Here is a 16,432-nt window from a genome sequence, read left to right as displayed (position 1 = left end):
TGGTGACCACTCCGTGTCCAGCCCGTTGATGGGGGCATGGGGCGGGGTGATCTGACGGATGTCGAGTGGGAACAGCTGCGGCCGTTCCTGCCGGTCAGCAACAGGCGTTGTGGCCGGTGGCGGGATCACCGGCAGGTGATCGACGGGATTCTGCACCGGGTGCGGACCGGCGTGCAGTGGCGTGACCTCCCTGAACGGTTCGGGCCGTGGAAGACCGTCTACGAACGGCACCGGCTGTGGTCGGCCGACGGCACGTGGGAGCGTCTGCTCCAGCAGGTCCAGGCCGCGGCCGACGCCGCAGGCGAGATCGACTGGGACGTCTCGGTCGACTCCACCATCGTTCGTGCGCATCAGCATGCGGCGGGTGCCCGCACCGACCCGCCGCCGCCCTCGCTTCAAAGGGGGCCGAAGGGCCAGAACATCAGGACGAGACGCCGTGGCAGAGCCTGTACGCCCGCCTGGTGGAGGTGGTGCTGGAGGCGAGGGCCTGGGCCGCTCGAGGGGCGGGTTCACCACCAAGATCCACCTGAGCGCGGACGGCCGCTGCCGCCCTCTGTCTTTGATCGTCACACCAGGTCAGCGGGCGGACTGCACACAGTTCAAACCGGTGCTGGAGAAGGTCCGCGTCCCGAAGATCGGGCCGGGCAGGCCCCGCAAGAAGCCCGACAGCGTCGCCGCCGACAAGGCATACAGCAACGGGCCCTGTCGTGAGTACCTACGGCGCCGAGCTATCCGGCACACGATCCCGGAGAAGGCCGACAGCCAGGCCGCCCGCCTACGCAAGGGCTCACGTGGCGGGCGGCCACCCGGCTTCGACGAAGAGCGGTACAAGAAACGCAACACCGTCGAGCGCGCCATCAACCGGCTCAAGCAGCACCGGGCGGTAGCCACGCGCTACGACAAGCGCCGCTACGTCTACCTGGGCACCGCCACCGCCGCAGCCCTCACCATCTGGCTCCGCACATGATCGGCCGGACAAGTCCTAGGGGGTACTGGGAAGCGTCGCGGGCCCTAAGTGTTACCCGCCGCTACCGCCTGACGGATACGAACTTTGCAGGTCAAACGGCTGTAAGTGTTACACGCCCCTTGCTAGACTGGAGCCATGATGAGGACGGAGCGGAAGTGCACGCGGTGCGGAGGCGACATGCCGATCACCGCTCGCGCGGACGCCCGCACGTGCTCCACCCGGTGCAGGGTTGCCGCGCATCGAGCGGCGAAGAGGAACGCGCTCCCGGACGAGCTGAAGACCCGCGACAGGTGGGTCCGGCGCTCCGCGGCGAAGGTCCCCCTGACGGTCGGCGACATGCCGGCCTCGTCGACGGACCCGCGGACCTGGAGCAGCTACAAGGACGCCGTCGCCTCGTCGGCCGGCGTCGGTCTCCGCTTCGTGCTTAGCGACGTTGACGACGTCGTGTGCATCGACCTGGACCACTGTCTCAACCCGCTCACCGGGCGACTCGCTCCGTGGGCCGCAGCCATCCTCCGCGACGCGGGCGCCACCTACGTAGAGGTGTCCCCGTCCGGCGACGGACTGCACATCTGGGGTCGCGCTGACGTCCGACAGGGACGCCGCATCCGACGCTCCGACGGTACGGCCGTGGAGATCTACGGGACCGGCCGGTACATCGCAATGACGGGACGCCGACACGGCAACGCCCCGTCAATCCTCGCGAACGTCTCGACGCTGGTTACCGGGCTGACTTGCTGACGCCAGCACGCTGACGGCCCCGCACGACTTCTAGGCGGAGGTCGTAGTAGGCGCGCACCGTCTTCCGGGCCTCACGCAGTAGCACGGGTGCCCGCTTGAAGACGAGGAGCAGCGCGCAGAACGCCGCAGTTAGCACGCCGACGAGCCATCCGTAGGTGTCCATCCGGTCCTTCAACCCTTCTTGCGGGGCCGGACCGGGCATGGGCGCTCGATCCGACCCATGCGAACTGATGCATGGTCGAACCGAGGTCGCCCCCTGACGTGAGGTTCGTGCGTTGGATTACCAATCCGTCGCTGCGTTCCAAGACGAGTCTCGAAAGGTCTTGCAGGCAGTGCTCGCGCGCACAGTACGAGAAAGGCCGTCAGGTGCCGCCTCGTTTACGCGCGTTCCGAATCTAGCAGAGCTTGGGAGGGTTGATGGCCGGACGAGGCCCCGCACCGAAGGACCCCGCGAAGCGCCGCCGGCGCAACTGACCCAAACGCTCATCAGAGGCCCGCAGCCGACCTGCTGCGGGCCTTTGTCGTATCCCCAGAGAGGCGACATCATCTCAGCCCTTGACGACCGATGCCCGCGAGACGGGTGCCCGTTCATGCCGATGCTCGTCATGATCGACGGAAGCGCTCTTCCTGCCGTGCACTGCTCCCACGCCTGCGCTGACTACCGCTGGTTGGAGCGCATGCTCGCGGACGCCCCAGCAACACCGGAGACGGCCGCAGCGCTGGAGGTACTCGACGACCTTCGCCGGCTGCTCGACGCTCGACGTGAACCGTCGGACATCGGCCCGCTACTGGGCGGTGCGTGATGGCAGACCTGGACATCGTCGGCAGTGCTGGCGTAGACGTCGTTCCGATCGCGCCGCAGTTCCATGCGAAGCTGCAGGCGATCGTTCTTGCTGCCGCGGACCGCGTCGGCCGTGACGCCGGCGAGCGCATGGGACGGGCGATCTCCAACCACATCGTGGTGTCGATCCCTAACGCGGTGATCCAGGGTGGCGCGGCTGCCGCACGCGCCGCAACGCGCCAGGGATCAGACACGGGTGGCGCCTTCGCCCGGTCGCTCAAGGCGCGACTTGAAGCCGCCTTCCGCGCCATGCCGAAGCTGGACGTCCGGCTCTCTGATACGGGTGTGGACGCCCAGCTTGCGCGGCTTCGTGCCCGCATGGAGACGCTCGCCGGTAAGCGCATCGACGTTGACGTCGACGTCGCTGCCGCGGAAGCGGAAGTGAAGCGGATCGAAAAGGAGTTGGAGCGTCTCGGCGCCCAGCACCCGAACATCGCTGTCCGCGCCGACACCGCGACCGCTCGCGCGGCACTGGCGGAGCTCCGGGCCGAGATCGCGGCCGTCGACGCGAAGGACATCAACCTTGACGTTGACGTCGACACGACCGGCGCGCGCTCCGCCCTGATGTCGTTGGGTATTCAGATGCTCGCCCTGACGGCCATCCCGCTGGGGGGCCGGTGCTCGCTGCGGGTCTCGGCAGTGTCGTCAGTATGGCCACGGCTGCCGGCGCAGGCTTTGGAGCCTTCGCCCTGGCTGCTGTCCCCGCCGTGAAGGGCGTGGGGGACGCGCTTGCTGCGCAGACGGCTGCGCAGCAAGCGGCGACGCAGGAGACGAACGCGGGCATCAACGCCGACGTCCAGTCGCAGCAGCGCGCGCTTCAGATGGCTGCCGCTCAGCAGCAGCTCGCCTCCGCGCACCGTCAGGCGGCGACGGCCATTGCCAACGCCAACGACGGCGTGACGCGCGCTGAGCGCTCACTCGCCGACGCGCAGCGCGCGGAGCACCAGGCACAGGAGGCGCTGACGTCGGCCCGCAAGACTGCCGCGCAGCAGCTTCGAGATTTGAACGGCCAGCTTGCAAACGGTGCCCTCGACCAGCGTGAGGCCGCGCTTCGCGTGGAGGAGGCAGAGCTCCGTCTCCAGGAGGTGCGCAGCAACCCGAAGGCGACGCAGCTCCAGATAGCTCAAGCACAGCTCGTCTTCGACCAGGCGCAACACCATGCGCGCGAGCAGGAACAGGACTACAAGGATCTCCAGCGGTCCGCCGAGCAGCAGCGCAAGGCCGGCGTAGCCGGATCCGACGTGGTGCGTCAGGCTCAGGAGCGCCTCGCCAACGCGCAGCGCAACACCCGCGTCCAGGCGGAGGCACTGGCAAAGGCGCAGCGCGCGGTAGCGACGGCTCACCTCCAGGCCGCGGACGCCATCAAGTCGGCAGAGCGCGGCATCGCTGCCGCCCGGCTCTCGTCCGCCCGCGTGACTCAGACGTCGACGAGCAAGGCTGAGGAGCACCGAAAGGCACTGGCGAAGCTCACCCCCGAGCAGCGCGAGCTTTACGACTCGATCGCCGGCCCGAAGGGCATCAAGTCCGCCTTCGCGGACTGGCAGAAGACCCTCCAGCCACACACCCTCCCGATCTTCACGAGGGGAGTGGAGGGGGCGAAGTCGTCCCTGCCCGGCCTGACTCCGCTCGTCATCGGGGCAGCCACCGCCATCCAGACCCTGATGGACAAGGCTTCCGCGGAGCTGAAGACGCCGTTTTGGCAGGAGTTCAAGGCCGACCTCAAGGACAACGTTGAGCCGGCGATCGTCGGCTTCGGCGTCGCCTTCGGCCAGGTCGTCAAGGGTGTGGCGGGCATCATCGACGCCTTCCTCCCGAAGATGGACGGCATCGCTTCGCGGTCCGACTCGATCACGGGCCGGTTCGCACTCTGGGCGACGAAGCTCAAAGGGTCGCCGGACTTCGAGCGGTTCCTGAAGTACGTCAAGGACACTGCGCCTTCCGTCGAACGGGTCATCAGCTCCGTTTTCGGGGCGTTGCTCTCGACGGCTCAGGCGTTGCGACCAGCATCAGACGCAACGATGGCCGCTCTGGCTCCGTTGTTCGACGGCATTTCGTGGCTCGCGGAGAATATTCCCGAACTCGTCGTCTACCTCTGGGCGATGTGGGCAGCCAACAAGGCGATCGTCATCGGAATGGCGGCGTTCGGCGCCGCAATGGCGCTATACAACGCCGTTGTACTGACGGCGCAAATCGTCACCGGTGGTTGGGCTCTGGCGCTGAGCTCGACGGGCATCGTTCCGATTATCCGAGCCATCGTTCTGGTGATCGGTCTCCTTGTCGCGGCCGTCATCTACGCCTACAACAACTGGGACTGGTTCCGGGAGACCGTCGACACCGTGGCGGGCGGCATCAGTACCGCGATCTCGTGGCTCTGGAACACCATCCTGAAGCCCGTCTTCGACGGCATTTGGTGGGGGATCAAGAAGATCGGCGACTTCGCCATGTGGCTGTGGGAAGTCGCGATCGGACCTGCCTTCCGCTTCATTGGGAAGCTCGCGCAGTGGTTGTTCACTGCCCTCGTGACGGTGGTACTCCTCCCGATCTGGCTGGTGATCAAGGCACTCGGAGCCGTAGCAATGTGGCTCTGGGAGAACGCGATCGGGCCGGCGTTCCAGGCCATCGGAGCCGTCGCAATGTGGCTGTGGGACCACGTCATATCTCCGGTCTTCGGGTGGATCGCCGAGAAGGTGAAACTCGTCTGGGACCACGTCCTGAAGCCGAAACTCCAGGAGTGGAAGGAGAAGTTCGAACTCCTCGCCGCCCTCCTCAAATGGTTCTGGCAAACCCGCGTTTCGCCGATCTTCGGATGGATCGCAGACAAGGCAGGGTGGCTGTACGACAAGGCCATCAAGCCCGCGTTCGACAGCATCATGAAGGCTGTCCGCATGGTCGCCGACTCCTTCGAGGAGGCAAAGGGCTTCATCGACGAAGCGTGGACGGAAGTCCAGAACATCGCGAAGAAGCCCGTCAGGTTCATCATTGAGCACGTCTACAACGGCGGAATCGTCCCGTTGTGGAACAAGGTCGCCGACATCACGGGCGCGGATAAGCTGAAGCCTCTCGACCTCCGCGGATTTGCACGAGGTGGCATCCTCCCCGGCTCTTCTTCGTGGAGAGGCGGAGACACGCACCTCCGCCCGATGCGCGAGGGCGAAGGCGTCTACGTCTCGGAAGCGATGCGCGACCCTTACGAGCGAGCCCGCCTCTTCGCGGTGAACAAGGCAGCGATGAACGGGCAGAGCCTCTCCCGCTTCCAGAGCCAGGGCTACGCAGAGGGCGGCATCGTCGGATGGCTGAAGGACCGAGCCAGCGACGCAGCCGACTTCTTCAGTGACCCGACGAGCGTCTTCCGCAAGGCGAAGGAACTCGTCATGGGTCAGATGACGTCGCTGCTCACCAACCCATGGGCGCGCGAGAGGGCCAACATGCCGCGGAAGATGCTCGACAGCCTGAAGGACAAGGCGCTCGACTTCCTCGGCTTCGGCGGAGGACCGGGCGGAGCCGGCGGAGGCGGATGGGCGAAGCCCGTGGACGCTCCGTACGGCACTCCCTTCGGTAAGCGCGGCTCGATGTGGGCGTCCGGCCGACGCGGTGGTCTCGACTTCCCTGCGGCCGTCGGCGCAGCCGTGAAGGCCGTAGCCAGCGGACGCGTCAGCATGGCGCAGAGCGGCGGGCCCTACGGCAACCACGTGATGGTCAACCACGGTGGCGGCCTGACGTCGCTGTACGCACACCTCTCGCGGATCCTGACGACGGTCGGCAAGACCGTGCAGCAGGGTCAGACGATCGGCCGCGTCGGTGCGACGGGCAACGTCACCGGGCCTCACCTCCACCTGGAGGCGCGGCTCAACGGGCGCTCCGTCGACCCGATGACGTACCTCGCGGGTGGCGGTGGAGGTAGCGGCGGCTCGGGTGTCCAGCGCTGGCGCGGAGTCGTGCAGCAAGCGCTCCGCATGACGGGCAACCCGGCCGGTTACACGGACCTCACGCTTCGACGGATGCGGCAGGAGTCGGGCGGCAACCCCAACGCCGTGAACAACTGGGACATCAACGCGAAGAACGGCACGCCATCGGTCGGCCTCATGCAGCTCATCCGACCGACGTTCGACGCCTACGCCGGCCACATGCGCGGCGTCGGCCCGAAGCTGCACGGCGTCAGCACGAACCCGCTGGCCAACGTGTACTCGTCCATGCGCTACGCGATGAGCCGCTATGGATCGCTGCCGACGGCATACGGCAGGCCAGGCGGCTACGCGACGGGCGGCTTCCCGGAGCTCGGCGAGCTCTCGTGGGTCGGCGAGAACGGCCCGGAGCTCGTCCGCTGGCTCCACCCCGCGCAGGTCTACAGCAACCGTGACTCTCTGGCGATGGCCCGGGACGCAGCGAGCCTGAAGGCACTGCCCGGAGCCGGGAGCGTTGGCACACCGAACATCACCGTCGAGTCCCACACCTACCTGGACGGCCAGGAAGTGACCGGCATCATCGACCACCGCATCAAGGTCTACGACACGGACACTGCCGCCGCACTCAACACCGGAGGGTACGTCTGACGCACACCACAAGCGGCCCGCTTCCGACCTGGAGGCGGGCCGCTCCCGTACCACTGACGAGAGGACAACACCATGAACAGCGCTCCAGCGAAGAGCCAGCACGTTGCCTGCGCCCACTGCGGGGCCGACGTCGAGCAGAAGAGCGGCCGGGGACGCGTGCGCCGGTTCTGCACGCCTGAGCACGGGAAAATGTGGCGACGTCGAGCCCGCTTCTACGGCTGGATCTGACGGTCTAGGCGGAAATCTCGCTCATCAGCATCCGCAGCGTCAATGAGTGTTTCTCCGGAGGGAGCTGAGCCATCGCGGACGTGGCGTAAGCCAAGCCGCCGGCCTTGTCGCCTGCTCTCGCGAGCATGAGGCCCCGGTGCAACTCCAGGTGCGTGGAGAACCGGGGCAGCTCGTCCGGCAGTTCGGCACGCGACTGGTCCTGTGCTTCGATCGCGCCTTTCTCGTCCCCGAGCCGCGCCAGAAGCAACGACCGGAAAACGTTCAGGCGCCACCACGGCACCGCGTAGTCGCTGGTCTGCTCGTAGCTGCCGGAGTGATCGAAGATGCGCCGGCCCTGTGTGTCCAGGGCAAGAGCCGTAGCACGGTCACCCCGCAGTGCGGCAGCGTGCGCCTTGCCGTAGATCGCGTTCAGGAGGCCGAGAGAAGGACGGTCTGTGACGGCGATGGCTTGATCCGCCAGGACATCCGCCACGCCTAGGGACGCTCCCTCATATCCGAGTGCGATGGCTGCGCGACCACGCACCCACACCCGCGCGTCATCGTCGCCGGACTGGTCGGCGGACTGTGCAGCCATGCGGTACCAGTGGACCGCCTTCGAGCCGTCGGAGCCGGGGAATGTCTTGGCATACAGCGTCATGAGCCGCGACGCCACGGACCAGAGACGCGGGTCGTCGAGCTGCTGCTGAACGACGACGAGTTCACCGGACACACGGCGCTGGATGTCGGCCGCCCCAAGACTCATGTACTCCGTGCCGTAGGTGGCGAGCTTGGCCTCCCACTCGTCGACGGATGGGCCTCCGGCGAGCCGGGCCGCGAAGCCGGCACTGAGGAGGTCTGAGGCAACCACGGGAGCTATCGCGGCCCCCACGGCATCGGTCAGGAACGTACGGCGCTTCACTTCACCCTCTAAGACCGCTAGGGGCACGTCCAGGACGGCCGACAGACACCGGAGGTAGAAAGGCCCCGGCGTCACCTTGCAACGCTCCCAGCGGCTGACGTACTCCCGATCGAGGTTCGTCCTGAAGGCGTCGTTGATCTCGGACGCTAGTCTCCCCTGGCTCCACCCGTGAGCCTCACGCAGATCCTTAATCAGTTTCCCGATCGCCATGACCCCAGTGTGCCCCTACAGATGCCCCTAGACAGCGAGATAAGGAGGGTACGGGGGTACATGCCCCTACCGATGCCCCTACGGCTGACGCCGCCTCAGACCGACCATCAGGGCGGGAACCAAAGGGGACGGTGAGTCATGGTCGGAGACTTGGATCCTGATCGCTACGCCGCGGACAGGAGTGGACGCATTGGGTGCCTGGTGGACGTCGTCCACGGAACTGCCTACCTCCGTCCTCCGGGCGGGGGACGGGAATGGCACGTCGACATGGGCGAGTTGCGCCCGTTGACGGCCGAGGAAATGGCGCAGATCGAAGTGTTCACGACGCCGGTAGCGGGGTCGTCGTGACGCGGGCCGTCCTCCGGTACGTCTCGCACCGGATCACCGCGCACCCCGACTCGGATCCCGCGGTGTCGGCCCGGTGTCTGCACGGCGACTGCCCGTGGGAAGTTCATGCGCGATCCAGCGCTAAGGCCGTGGATGTCGAATGCATGCAGCACACCGGGCTCACCGGGCACGGCATCTTCGCGCGCACCTATGAGGACGTCGCCGTCGTCGTCCGCAACGAATGAAACTCCGCTCCCTCGGCAGAGAACCCCCGTCGGCGCCGAGGGAGCGGGCTAGGCCCGCCTGGAGCTGCTCGCGACAGTCCGGGCGGAGAGCGGGCGGGGCGCGGCAGCGGATATGAGGTCGGCTCCGTGTCCCGTCCGTGCATGAGCCGGCGCGGACGCACTGACGCAGCCCCCGTCATCCTCCCTGCGGAGGGTGGCCGGGGCCTTCGTGTGCCCTCAGTTCAGAGGGTTGGCCGGTAACGCAACGGGTGATCCTCCGGGACCTCCACGATAACGATTTCGTGTCCGTCCGGATCGGCCAGCCACATCTCGACCAGCCCCCACGGCTCCACCACGGGCTCCCGCAGGATCTCCGCGCCGCGCGCCACCAGCTCCCGGTGCGCGGCGCGGACGTCCGCGACCTGGAGCCAGACCCGCAGCTCGGGCGGGGGCGGTGCGGTCGCCCGGCCGGACAGCTCCAGGAAGCCGCCGCCGAGGAAGTACACGGTGCCCCGCTCCGTGCCCGTGCCGAACTCCCGGTACACGGCCAGGCCCAGGGTCTCGCCGTAGAACCGGCGGGAACGCTCCGGGTCGGCCGGCCGGAGCAGGATCCTGCTGCTCAGTACGTGCATGACGGCAGCGTACGAGAGCGCGCGGCCCGCAGCCTGCCACCTCGCCGCAACGGCTGGGTACCGACTCCATGGACGGCCGACGAACACCTTTACGACGCTCGGGTCGCCGCCTAACCTCGCGCCCCATGACCTCTCCTGGCACTCGTCTTCGCAGAGCGGCGGCCGCGCTGGCCACGGTCCTGCTGCTGGCCGCCGGCCTGGTCGGCGCCGGTCCCGCGGCGGCGGGCCACGCCGTGGCCGGCACCGGCTCGTCGTCCGCCGACCCGCCCGCCGTCGTCGTCCCGATCCAGACCACCGGTCCGGCCGACAAGCGGTTCAACCTGGTGGTCATGGGCGACGGTTACACCGCGGGCGAGCTGGGCGCGTTCCGGGCCGACGTCGACAAGCACCTCAACGTGCTGTGGAGCATCGAGCCGTTCGCCTCGTACCGCCCGTACATCAACGTGTGGGCGGTCGAGGTCGCCTCGCCGGAGTCCGGCGTCGACTGCGACCCGGGCCTGGACGCGCCGCTGCGGGACACCGCGCTCGGCATGGCCTTCTGGGGCGGCTGCAACCCGTCGAGCGTGCAGCGGCTGCTCACCGTGGACAGCCGGCTCGCGGGCCGGCTCGCCGACCTCGTTCCCGGCGCGACCCCGCTGAACCGGCAGATCGTCGCGCTCGCCAACAGCGACACCTACGGCGGCGCGGGCGGCAGCTACGCCACCGCCTCCGGCGGCAACGCCCTGTCGGCGCTCATCACCCCGCACGAGATCGGCCACTCGCTCGGCGGGCTCCAGGACGAGTACGACTACTACGGCCGCGGCGTGCCCGGCGGCGCGTACGAGGGGACGGAGCCGGACTCCGCGCACCACACCCTGCTCACCGAGCGGCAGATGAAGGAGCAGCGCGCCAAGTGGTGGCGCTGGCTGGGCGAGGAGAGCGAGTCCGGCGGGGTCGTCGGCCGGCACGAGGGCGGGATGTACAGCACGAAGGGAGTCTGGCGGCCCAGCCGGCACTCGCTGATGAAGACCCTCGGCTACGCCTTCGACCAGGTGGAGCGGGAGGTGATGGTGCAGGCGATCTCCGCGCGGGTGAACCTCGTCCAGGACCACACGCCCGACTCCGCCCCGATCGGCGCGGACCGGACGGTCTGGGTGGACACCCTGCACCCGGCCGGCGGCGAACTCGCCGTCGTCTGGCGGCTGGACGGCCGCCGGCTCGACACCGGGAACGCCCGCACCGTCGACCTGCGCCGGCTGGACCTCTCCCCCGGCGCGCACACCCTGACCGCCACGGTGACCGACCCGACGCCGTTCGTCCGCGACCCGGCGATCCGGTCCTCCCCGGCGCTGACCCGGACGGTGAGCTGGACGGTGGACCCGGCGCTGACGACCGAACCGCAGCCCGTCGTACCGGCGTTCACCGGTCACACCTCCACCGCGAGCCCGGTGGGCGGGCGGACCGTGGTCCACGCCGACACCACGCACCCCGTGGACCGTGCCCTGCCGGTGCGGTGGCGGCTGGACGGCCGGGACGTGTCGAATCCGGGCAATGACCGCGATCTGGACCTTCGTTCGCTGCGGCTCGCGGCGGGGACACACACGCTGACGGCACGGATCCCGGGCTCCGCGGCCGAGTTGAGGTGGACCGTGGACGCCCGGCCGGCGACGGCCGCGTACGAGCTGTCGAAGCCGCTGCGGACCGTCCAGCGGCCGGGCCGGCCCGTCGAGTACGTCTACGACGGCCCGTTCACCATGCGGCTGACCGCGCGGGACGACCGCGAGGGCCATGTCGTCACCCAGTTCCGGGTCGACGGCGACGGCTGGTACACGTACTACGGCTGGCCGACCGACGCGGACGCGCCGTTCCGCTTCACCCCGTCGGGCACGGAGGTGGACGGCCTGGTGTACGGGAAGCTGGGCCGCAGCCGAGCGGTGCCGTGGGACGACGCGACGCCGGACTACGGAACGCACCGGATCGAGTACCGCACGATCGACGCCGCCGGGAACACCGGGGCGGCGAGGAGCTTCCTCGTCACCCTGACGCCCCCGGCGGGTCGCTGATCCTCCGGTCGTGTACGGCCCGTGAGCCCTACGGCTTGCGGGCCACCGCGGCCCAGCCGGGGATCGGCTCGTCGCCGGCGACCGGGACGGGCTCGCCCAGCTCCGCGTGCCAGTCCGCGGTGAGGGTGACGCCCGGCTCGACGAACTCGAGGCCGTCGAAGAAGCGGGCCAGCTCGTCGCGGGAACGCGGCCGCAGCGTCAGCCCGCGCGCCTTGTACATGCCGACGGCCTTCGCCGCGCCCTCCGGGTCGAAGTCGCCGGTGACATGGGACAGGACGAGGTAGCTGCCCGAAGGGAGCTTCTCGACGAGCTTCCGGACGATGTCCTCGGCACCGTCCTCGTCGCCGACGAAGTGCAGCAGGGCGAGCATCGAGAGCGCGATCGGCTGCGTGAAGTCAAGGGTCTTTCCGGCCCGTTCGAGGATCTCCTCGGGGTCACGGGCGTCCGCCTGGATGTACTCGGTGGCGCCTTCAGGCGTGGAACGCAGCAGCGCGGCCGCGTGGGCGAGCACGATCGGGTCGTTGTCGCAGTAGACGATCCGCGACTCGGGCGCGACCCCCTGGGCGATCTGGTGGAGGTTGGGCTCGGTCGGGATGCCGGTGCCGATGTCGAGGTACTGCCGGACCCCGTGGGTGGCCAGCCAGCGGATGGCCCGGTGCATGAACGCCCGGTTGACCAGCGCCATTTCGCGGCCGCGCGCGTCGACCGTCAGCAGCTGACGGGCCATCTCCTCGTCGACCGGGTAGTTGTCCTTGCCGCCGAGGAACCAGTCGTACATGCGCGCGGGGTGCGGCTTGCTGGTGTCGATGCGAACTGCGGCGGGGTCCTGCCCGGTCATCGGCGCTCCATGGGTCGTTGGTGCGGGAGTACAGAACTACAGGTATGCGACGCGAGGGGGATGACGGAAGGGTCAGGTGAGCAGGAAATCGGCCTGACCGGATTTGGCCCCCTGGATGAAGGCGGCGATCTCGCCGTGGGTGTAGATGAGCGCGGGGCCGTCGGGGTCTGCGGACTGTCGCACGGCGATTCTGCCGTCGGCCAGCTTCATGGCCTCGACGCAGTTGCCCCCGTTCCCGCCGCTCCAGGGCTTGTGCCAGCCCTCGGAACCCAGCTCGGCGGCGGGCATGCCGTTGTATATGCGAATCATTCACAGCTCCTTGCGGAGACTCCGGAGAATCTCCTTCGTGCGTTGTGCAGTCGCGGCCTGCGCCGCCATGCGGTCCATGACCTCGAGATGGGAGGCCACCTCCGGGCGCGCGTCGAGGTAGACGGCGCCGGTCAGGTACTCGCTGTAGACCATGTCCGGGAGTTCCGGCATGGCGAAGCGGAAGAGGACGAACGGTCCGTAGGTGCCGGGGTGGTGGCCGGACGCGAACTCCGCGATCTGCAGGGTGACGTTCGGCAGCTCGCTCGCCTCGAGCAGCCGGTCGAGCTGGGCGCGCATCACTTCCGGGCCGTCCCCGACGGGCCGGCGGAGCACCGTCTCGTCCATGACCACCCAGAACTTGGGGGCGTCGTCCCGGGTGAGCAGGGACTGGCGCTCCATGCGGAGGGCGACATGGCGTTCGATGTCCTCGGCCCGGCTGGCGCCGACGGCTCCGCTGCGCATGACGGCGCGCGCGTAGTCCTCGGTCTGCAGCAGTCCGGGAACGAAGTGGGGTTCGTACGCCCGGATGAGGCTGGCCGCCCCCTCCAGGCTGACGTACATGGAGAACCAGCCGGGCAGGACGTCGTGGAAGCGCTGCCACCAGCCGGGGAGGTTGGCCTCCTCGGTGAGCAGGACGAAGCCGTCGGCCTCCTCGTCGGTGACCCCGTACGCCTTGAGCAGCATCTGCACGTACGGGATCTTCAGCGCGACCTCGGCCGTCTCCATCCGGCGGACGGTGGCCGGGGCGACCCGCAGGATCCTGGCCGCCTCCTCGCGCTTGAGGCCCGCGCGTTCGCGCAGGTCCTGCAGGCGCTTGCCGAGTACGACCTGTCCCACCGTGGGGGCGGACCGCGGCTCGCTCACTCTCAGACCTCCCCGACGCGCTGGTTCTCGACGAGTGTGCCACGCGAGCCCGTCAGAGAGAACACCGCACTCTGGAATTTTCAGAGTGCCACTTGCCAAGTGTCCGAGTCGGGAGGACAGTATTCCGGTGAACCAGTTCACGCGGCTGCCGCGTCACGCCCGGGTCGGGGCGGGGCTCTGCACTGCTTCCCCACTGTTAGGAACCGGTCGTGGCCTCTGGTAATGCGCTCACCCCGAGTCTCATGGACCCGCGGCCGCACATCGACGACCTCCGGCCCCGTCCCCAGGTCCGGCGGTTCGCCTTCGAGCTTCCCGCCCGCACCGCCTCGGTGGCCCGGGCCCGGTTGCTCGCCCAGGAACGGCTGACGCTCTGGGGCTGCGGGGAGGACGTCCGCGACACGGTGGCGCTGGTCGTCTCCGAACTGGTCACCAACGCCGTCGTGCACACCGGCAGCGCCCGCGTGGTCTGCGAACTCCGCGAAGGACAGGACCGGTTGCGGATATCGGTGCACGACGAGGGCGGCGCGGCGGGCCCCCGCATCCGGGACTGCGGCGAGGAGGAGCGCGGCCGCGGACTGATCCTGGTGGACGCGGTGTGCAGCGCGTGGGGCGCTGAACCGACCGGCCACGGGACGGGACGCGTCGTGTGGGCGGAGCTGGCCCACGGCACGGAGCTGCCGTGCTGAGGTCGATGGCCACGCTGCTCGGGCGGCGCGGCGGACCCGTCGGCCGCATCCCGTCGTCGCGTACCTCGCTCGAGGACGGGGTCGCGGCGGTCGCGGTCGGCTCGCGGGGCGAGGTACGGCTCGTACCCCCACCCGGTTTCCGTACCCACCTCGGCTGCGACGCGGTGGGCGTCCCGGCCCGGCACGGCTTCCGCGTGCTGTCCCGGCTGCCGGCCAAGGGCTGTGTGTACGCGGACCGTGACTGGTGGTGGTGGCTGGTCCCCGAGGGCTCCGACCTGGACCTGACCTGGCCGCTGCCGGCCTGCTACGCGCCCGGCGCGGTGATCCCCGACCGCGGCGCGCGCCTGATCCACCGCCCGGACGGCACGTCCCCCTACACCGGCCCGATCCCCCTGTACCTCCTGGCCTGCCAGCTCACGGGCACGGCCCCGGACTGGACGCCGGCGGCGGGCCGGGGCCACTGCGTGATCGACTGATTGAGCCACCTCGCGGAGGCCCGCTCGATTACTGTGACGGCATGGGCAGCCTGCTGGCAGTGAGCGACCTGCACGTCGGACATCCGGACAACCGGGCGATCGTCGAGGCGATGAAACCGGCCGCGGAGGACGACTGGCTGATCGTGGCGGGCGACGTGGCCGAGTTCCTCGGGGACATCGAGCGCACGCTGGCGCTGCTCGCGGACCGCTTCCACACGGTGGTGTGGACCCCCGGCAACCACGAGCTGTGGACCCACCCGCGCGACCCGGTGACGCTGCGCGGCGAGGCGCGCTACCGCCGGCTGGTCGAGATCTGCCGCGGCCTGGGCGTCCACACGCCGGAGGACCCGTACCCGGTGTGGCAGCACCCGGACGGCCGCCGTCTGACCGTGGCCCCCCTCTTCACCCTCTACGACTACACCTGGCGCCCGGCCGGCACCGAGACCAAGGAGCAGTCGCTGGAGGTGGCGAAGGAGGCGGGCATCGTCTGTACGGACGAGTACCTGCTGCACCCGGACCCGTGGGAGTCGCGCGAGGCATGGTGCGCGGAACGCATTCGCTACACGGAACAACGCCTGCAGCAGCTGGAACTGACGGATGATCAACGCATCGTCCTCGTCAACCACTACCCCCTGGTCCGCGACCCCACCTCGGTCCTCTGGCACCCGGAGTTCGCCCAGTGGTGCGGCACGGAGCGGACGGCGGACTGGCACGTCCGCCACCCTGTCGAGCTGATGATCTACGGCCACCTCCACATCCCGCGCACCACGCACCACGACGGCGTCCGCTTCGAGGAGGTCTCGGTGGGCTACCCCAGAGAATGGCGCAAGCGTGCCCAGCAGGGCCCCTGGCCCCGCCAGGTCCTCCCGAAAGCAGACTGACGCGATGTACTCCGAAGACGGCCCCAGCTTCCGCGAACTCACCGTCCAGGCCCTGTCGTCGGTGGAGCACGGCTACGACCTCCTGGCCCCCAAGTTCGACGCCACCCCGTTCCGCACCTCGGACCGCCTGCTGCAGGCGACGACGGACGCCCTGAAGGAGCTGGGCCCCTTCGCCACCGGCCTGGACGTCTGCTGCGGCACGGGCGCGGGCCTGTCGGTCCTGGAGTCCGTCTGCACGGACAGGGTCACCGGCGTCGACTTCAGCACAGGCATGCTGGAGAAGGCGAAGCAGGCCCGTCCGAACGCCACCCTGATCCGCGCAGACGCCCTGTCCCTCCCCTTCAGGGACTCCTTCGACCTGGCGATCAGCCTCGGCGCCTTCGGCCACTTCCTCCCCCGCGACCGCCCCCGCGTCTTCACCGAGATCCACGCGAGCCTCCGCCCCGGCGCCCTCCTCGCCTTCCCCCAACCGGCCCCACCCCGCGTGGGCTCCCGCGAGTACTGGACCCTGTGGGCCTTCGACGCGGTGATGCGCGTACGCAACGCGATCTGGAGCCCGCCCTTCGTCATGTACTACCGCACCTGGCCCCTGACCGACGTCCTGCACGACCTCCAGAACGCGGGCTTCGAGGTCGACCTGTACCCGATGGAGGCTCTGGGTCGCCGCGACGACGGCAGCCCGGCCTGCCGGCTGGTGGCGGCGCGGAAGGTGTAGGAG

Annotated in this window: 15 protein-coding genes and 1 pseudogene; 11 read left to right on the top strand and 5 right to left on the bottom strand. The window is 69.1% G+C overall.

The window, feature by feature from the left end:
- The first annotated feature begins 36 nt into the window (after nt 1-36).
- From ABZO31_RS27635 to ABZO31_RS27615, 5 genes and pseudogenes are all read left to right on the top strand, one after another.
- Nucleotides 37-967, top strand: a pseudogene (locus ABZO31_RS27635) (IS5 family transposase).
- A 135-nt stretch (nt 968-1,102) separates the two neighbouring features.
- Entirely contained in the window at nt 1,103-1,708 is a 606-nt protein-coding gene (locus tag ABZO31_RS27630) for a DNA primase (protein ID WP_406864004.1), read from the top strand.
- Between the two features lie 590 nt (nt 1,709-2,298).
- Entirely contained in the window at nt 2,299-2,511 is a 213-nt protein-coding gene (locus ABZO31_RS27625) for a hypothetical protein (protein WP_406864003.1), read from the top strand.
- Nucleotides 2,511-3,260, top strand: a complete 750-nt coding sequence (locus tag ABZO31_RS27620) for a hypothetical protein (protein ID WP_406864002.1) — start codon at nt 2,511-2,513, stop codon at nt 3,258-3,260. The genes ABZO31_RS27625 and ABZO31_RS27620 overlap by 1 nt, the downstream gene beginning before the upstream one ends.
- Nucleotides 3,200-7,099 (top strand): peptidoglycan DD-metalloendopeptidase family protein, encoded by a 3,900-nt coding sequence (locus ABZO31_RS27615; RefSeq protein ID WP_406864001.1) that lies wholly within the window; start codon nt 3,200-3,202, stop codon nt 7,097-7,099. The genes ABZO31_RS27620 and ABZO31_RS27615 overlap by 61 nt, the downstream gene beginning before the upstream one ends.
- 232 nt (nt 7,100-7,331) lie before the next feature.
- Here ABZO31_RS27615 and ABZO31_RS27610 read toward each other — a convergent pair whose 3' ends face one another.
- Nucleotides 7,332-8,435: a helix-turn-helix domain-containing protein gene (locus ABZO31_RS27610; RefSeq protein ID WP_406864000.1), complete on the bottom strand. Its 1,104-nt coding sequence runs from the start codon at nt 8,433-8,435 to the stop codon at nt 7,332-7,334.
- A 344-nt stretch (nt 8,436-8,779) separates the two neighbouring features.
- On the opposite strand from ABZO31_RS27610, the gene ABZO31_RS27605 reads away from it, so the two are divergent.
- Entirely contained in the window at nt 8,780-9,007 is a 228-nt protein-coding gene (locus tag ABZO31_RS27605; protein WP_406863999.1) for a hypothetical protein, read from the top strand.
- 221 nt (nt 9,008-9,228) lie between these two features.
- Here ABZO31_RS27605 and ABZO31_RS27600 read toward each other — a convergent pair whose 3' ends face one another.
- Nucleotides 9,229-9,618, bottom strand: a complete 390-nt coding sequence (locus ABZO31_RS27600; RefSeq protein WP_406863998.1) for a VOC family protein — start codon at nt 9,616-9,618, stop codon at nt 9,229-9,231.
- Between the two features lie 125 nt (nt 9,619-9,743).
- On the opposite strand from ABZO31_RS27600, the gene ABZO31_RS27595 reads away from it, so the two are divergent.
- Complete coding sequence (locus ABZO31_RS27595) at nt 9,744-11,660, top strand: M64 family metallopeptidase (RefSeq protein ID WP_406863997.1); 1,917 nt, start codon at nt 9,744-9,746, stop codon at nt 11,658-11,660.
- Between the two features lie 28 nt (nt 11,661-11,688).
- Here ABZO31_RS27595 and ABZO31_RS27590 read toward each other — a convergent pair whose 3' ends face one another.
- The 3 genes from ABZO31_RS27590 to ABZO31_RS27580 all read right to left on the bottom strand — a co-directional run bounded on the left by ABZO31_RS27590 (nt 11,689) and on the right by ABZO31_RS27580 (nt 13,671).
- Entirely contained in the window at nt 11,689-12,498 is an 810-nt protein-coding gene (locus ABZO31_RS27590; RefSeq protein ID WP_406863996.1) for an SAM-dependent methyltransferase, read from the bottom strand.
- Between the two features lie 72 nt (nt 12,499-12,570).
- Nucleotides 12,571-12,807 carry a DUF397 domain-containing protein gene (locus ABZO31_RS27585; protein WP_406863995.1) on the bottom strand — a complete coding sequence of 79 codons (237 nt, stop codon included), beginning with the start codon at nt 12,805-12,807 and terminating at the stop codon, nt 12,571-12,573.
- Nucleotides 12,808-13,671, bottom strand: coding sequence for a helix-turn-helix domain-containing protein (locus tag ABZO31_RS27580; protein ID WP_406863994.1), 864 nt, complete (start codon nt 13,669-13,671; stop codon nt 12,808-12,810). It lies immediately after the preceding gene.
- Between the two features lie 209 nt (nt 13,672-13,880).
- On the opposite strand from ABZO31_RS27580, the gene ABZO31_RS27575 reads away from it, so the two are divergent.
- Genes ABZO31_RS27575 through ABZO31_RS27560 form a run of 4 tightly spaced genes read left to right on the top strand, consistent with a single transcriptional unit; the run spans nt 13,881 to nt 16,429 of the window.
- Nucleotides 13,881-14,357, top strand: a complete 477-nt coding sequence (locus ABZO31_RS27575; RefSeq protein WP_406863993.1) for an ATP-binding protein — start codon at nt 13,881-13,883, stop codon at nt 14,355-14,357.
- A complete protein-coding gene (locus tag ABZO31_RS27570; RefSeq protein ID WP_406863992.1) occupies nt 14,351-14,833 on the top strand; it encodes a hypothetical protein in 483 nt (160 codons plus the stop codon). The genes ABZO31_RS27575 and ABZO31_RS27570 overlap by 7 nt, the downstream gene beginning before the upstream one ends.
- A gap of 41 nt (nt 14,834-14,874) precedes the next feature.
- Nucleotides 14,875-15,714, top strand: a complete 840-nt coding sequence (locus tag ABZO31_RS27565; protein WP_406863991.1) for a metallophosphoesterase family protein — start codon at nt 14,875-14,877, stop codon at nt 15,712-15,714.
- Nucleotides 15,715-15,718: 4 nt separating this feature from the next.
- Nucleotides 15,719-16,429, top strand: a complete 711-nt coding sequence (locus ABZO31_RS27560; RefSeq protein ID WP_406863990.1) for a class I SAM-dependent methyltransferase — start codon at nt 15,719-15,721, stop codon at nt 16,427-16,429.
- Nucleotides 16,430-16,432 lie beyond the last annotated feature (3 nt).

The sequence above is a fragment of the Streptomyces solicamelliae genome (genome assembly GCF_045348655.1).
GTDB classification, from domain to species: domain Bacteria; phylum Actinomycetota; class Actinomycetes; order Streptomycetales; family Streptomycetaceae; genus Streptomyces; species Streptomyces solicamelliae.
This window is presented reverse-complemented; position numbering and strand designations above follow the sequence as displayed.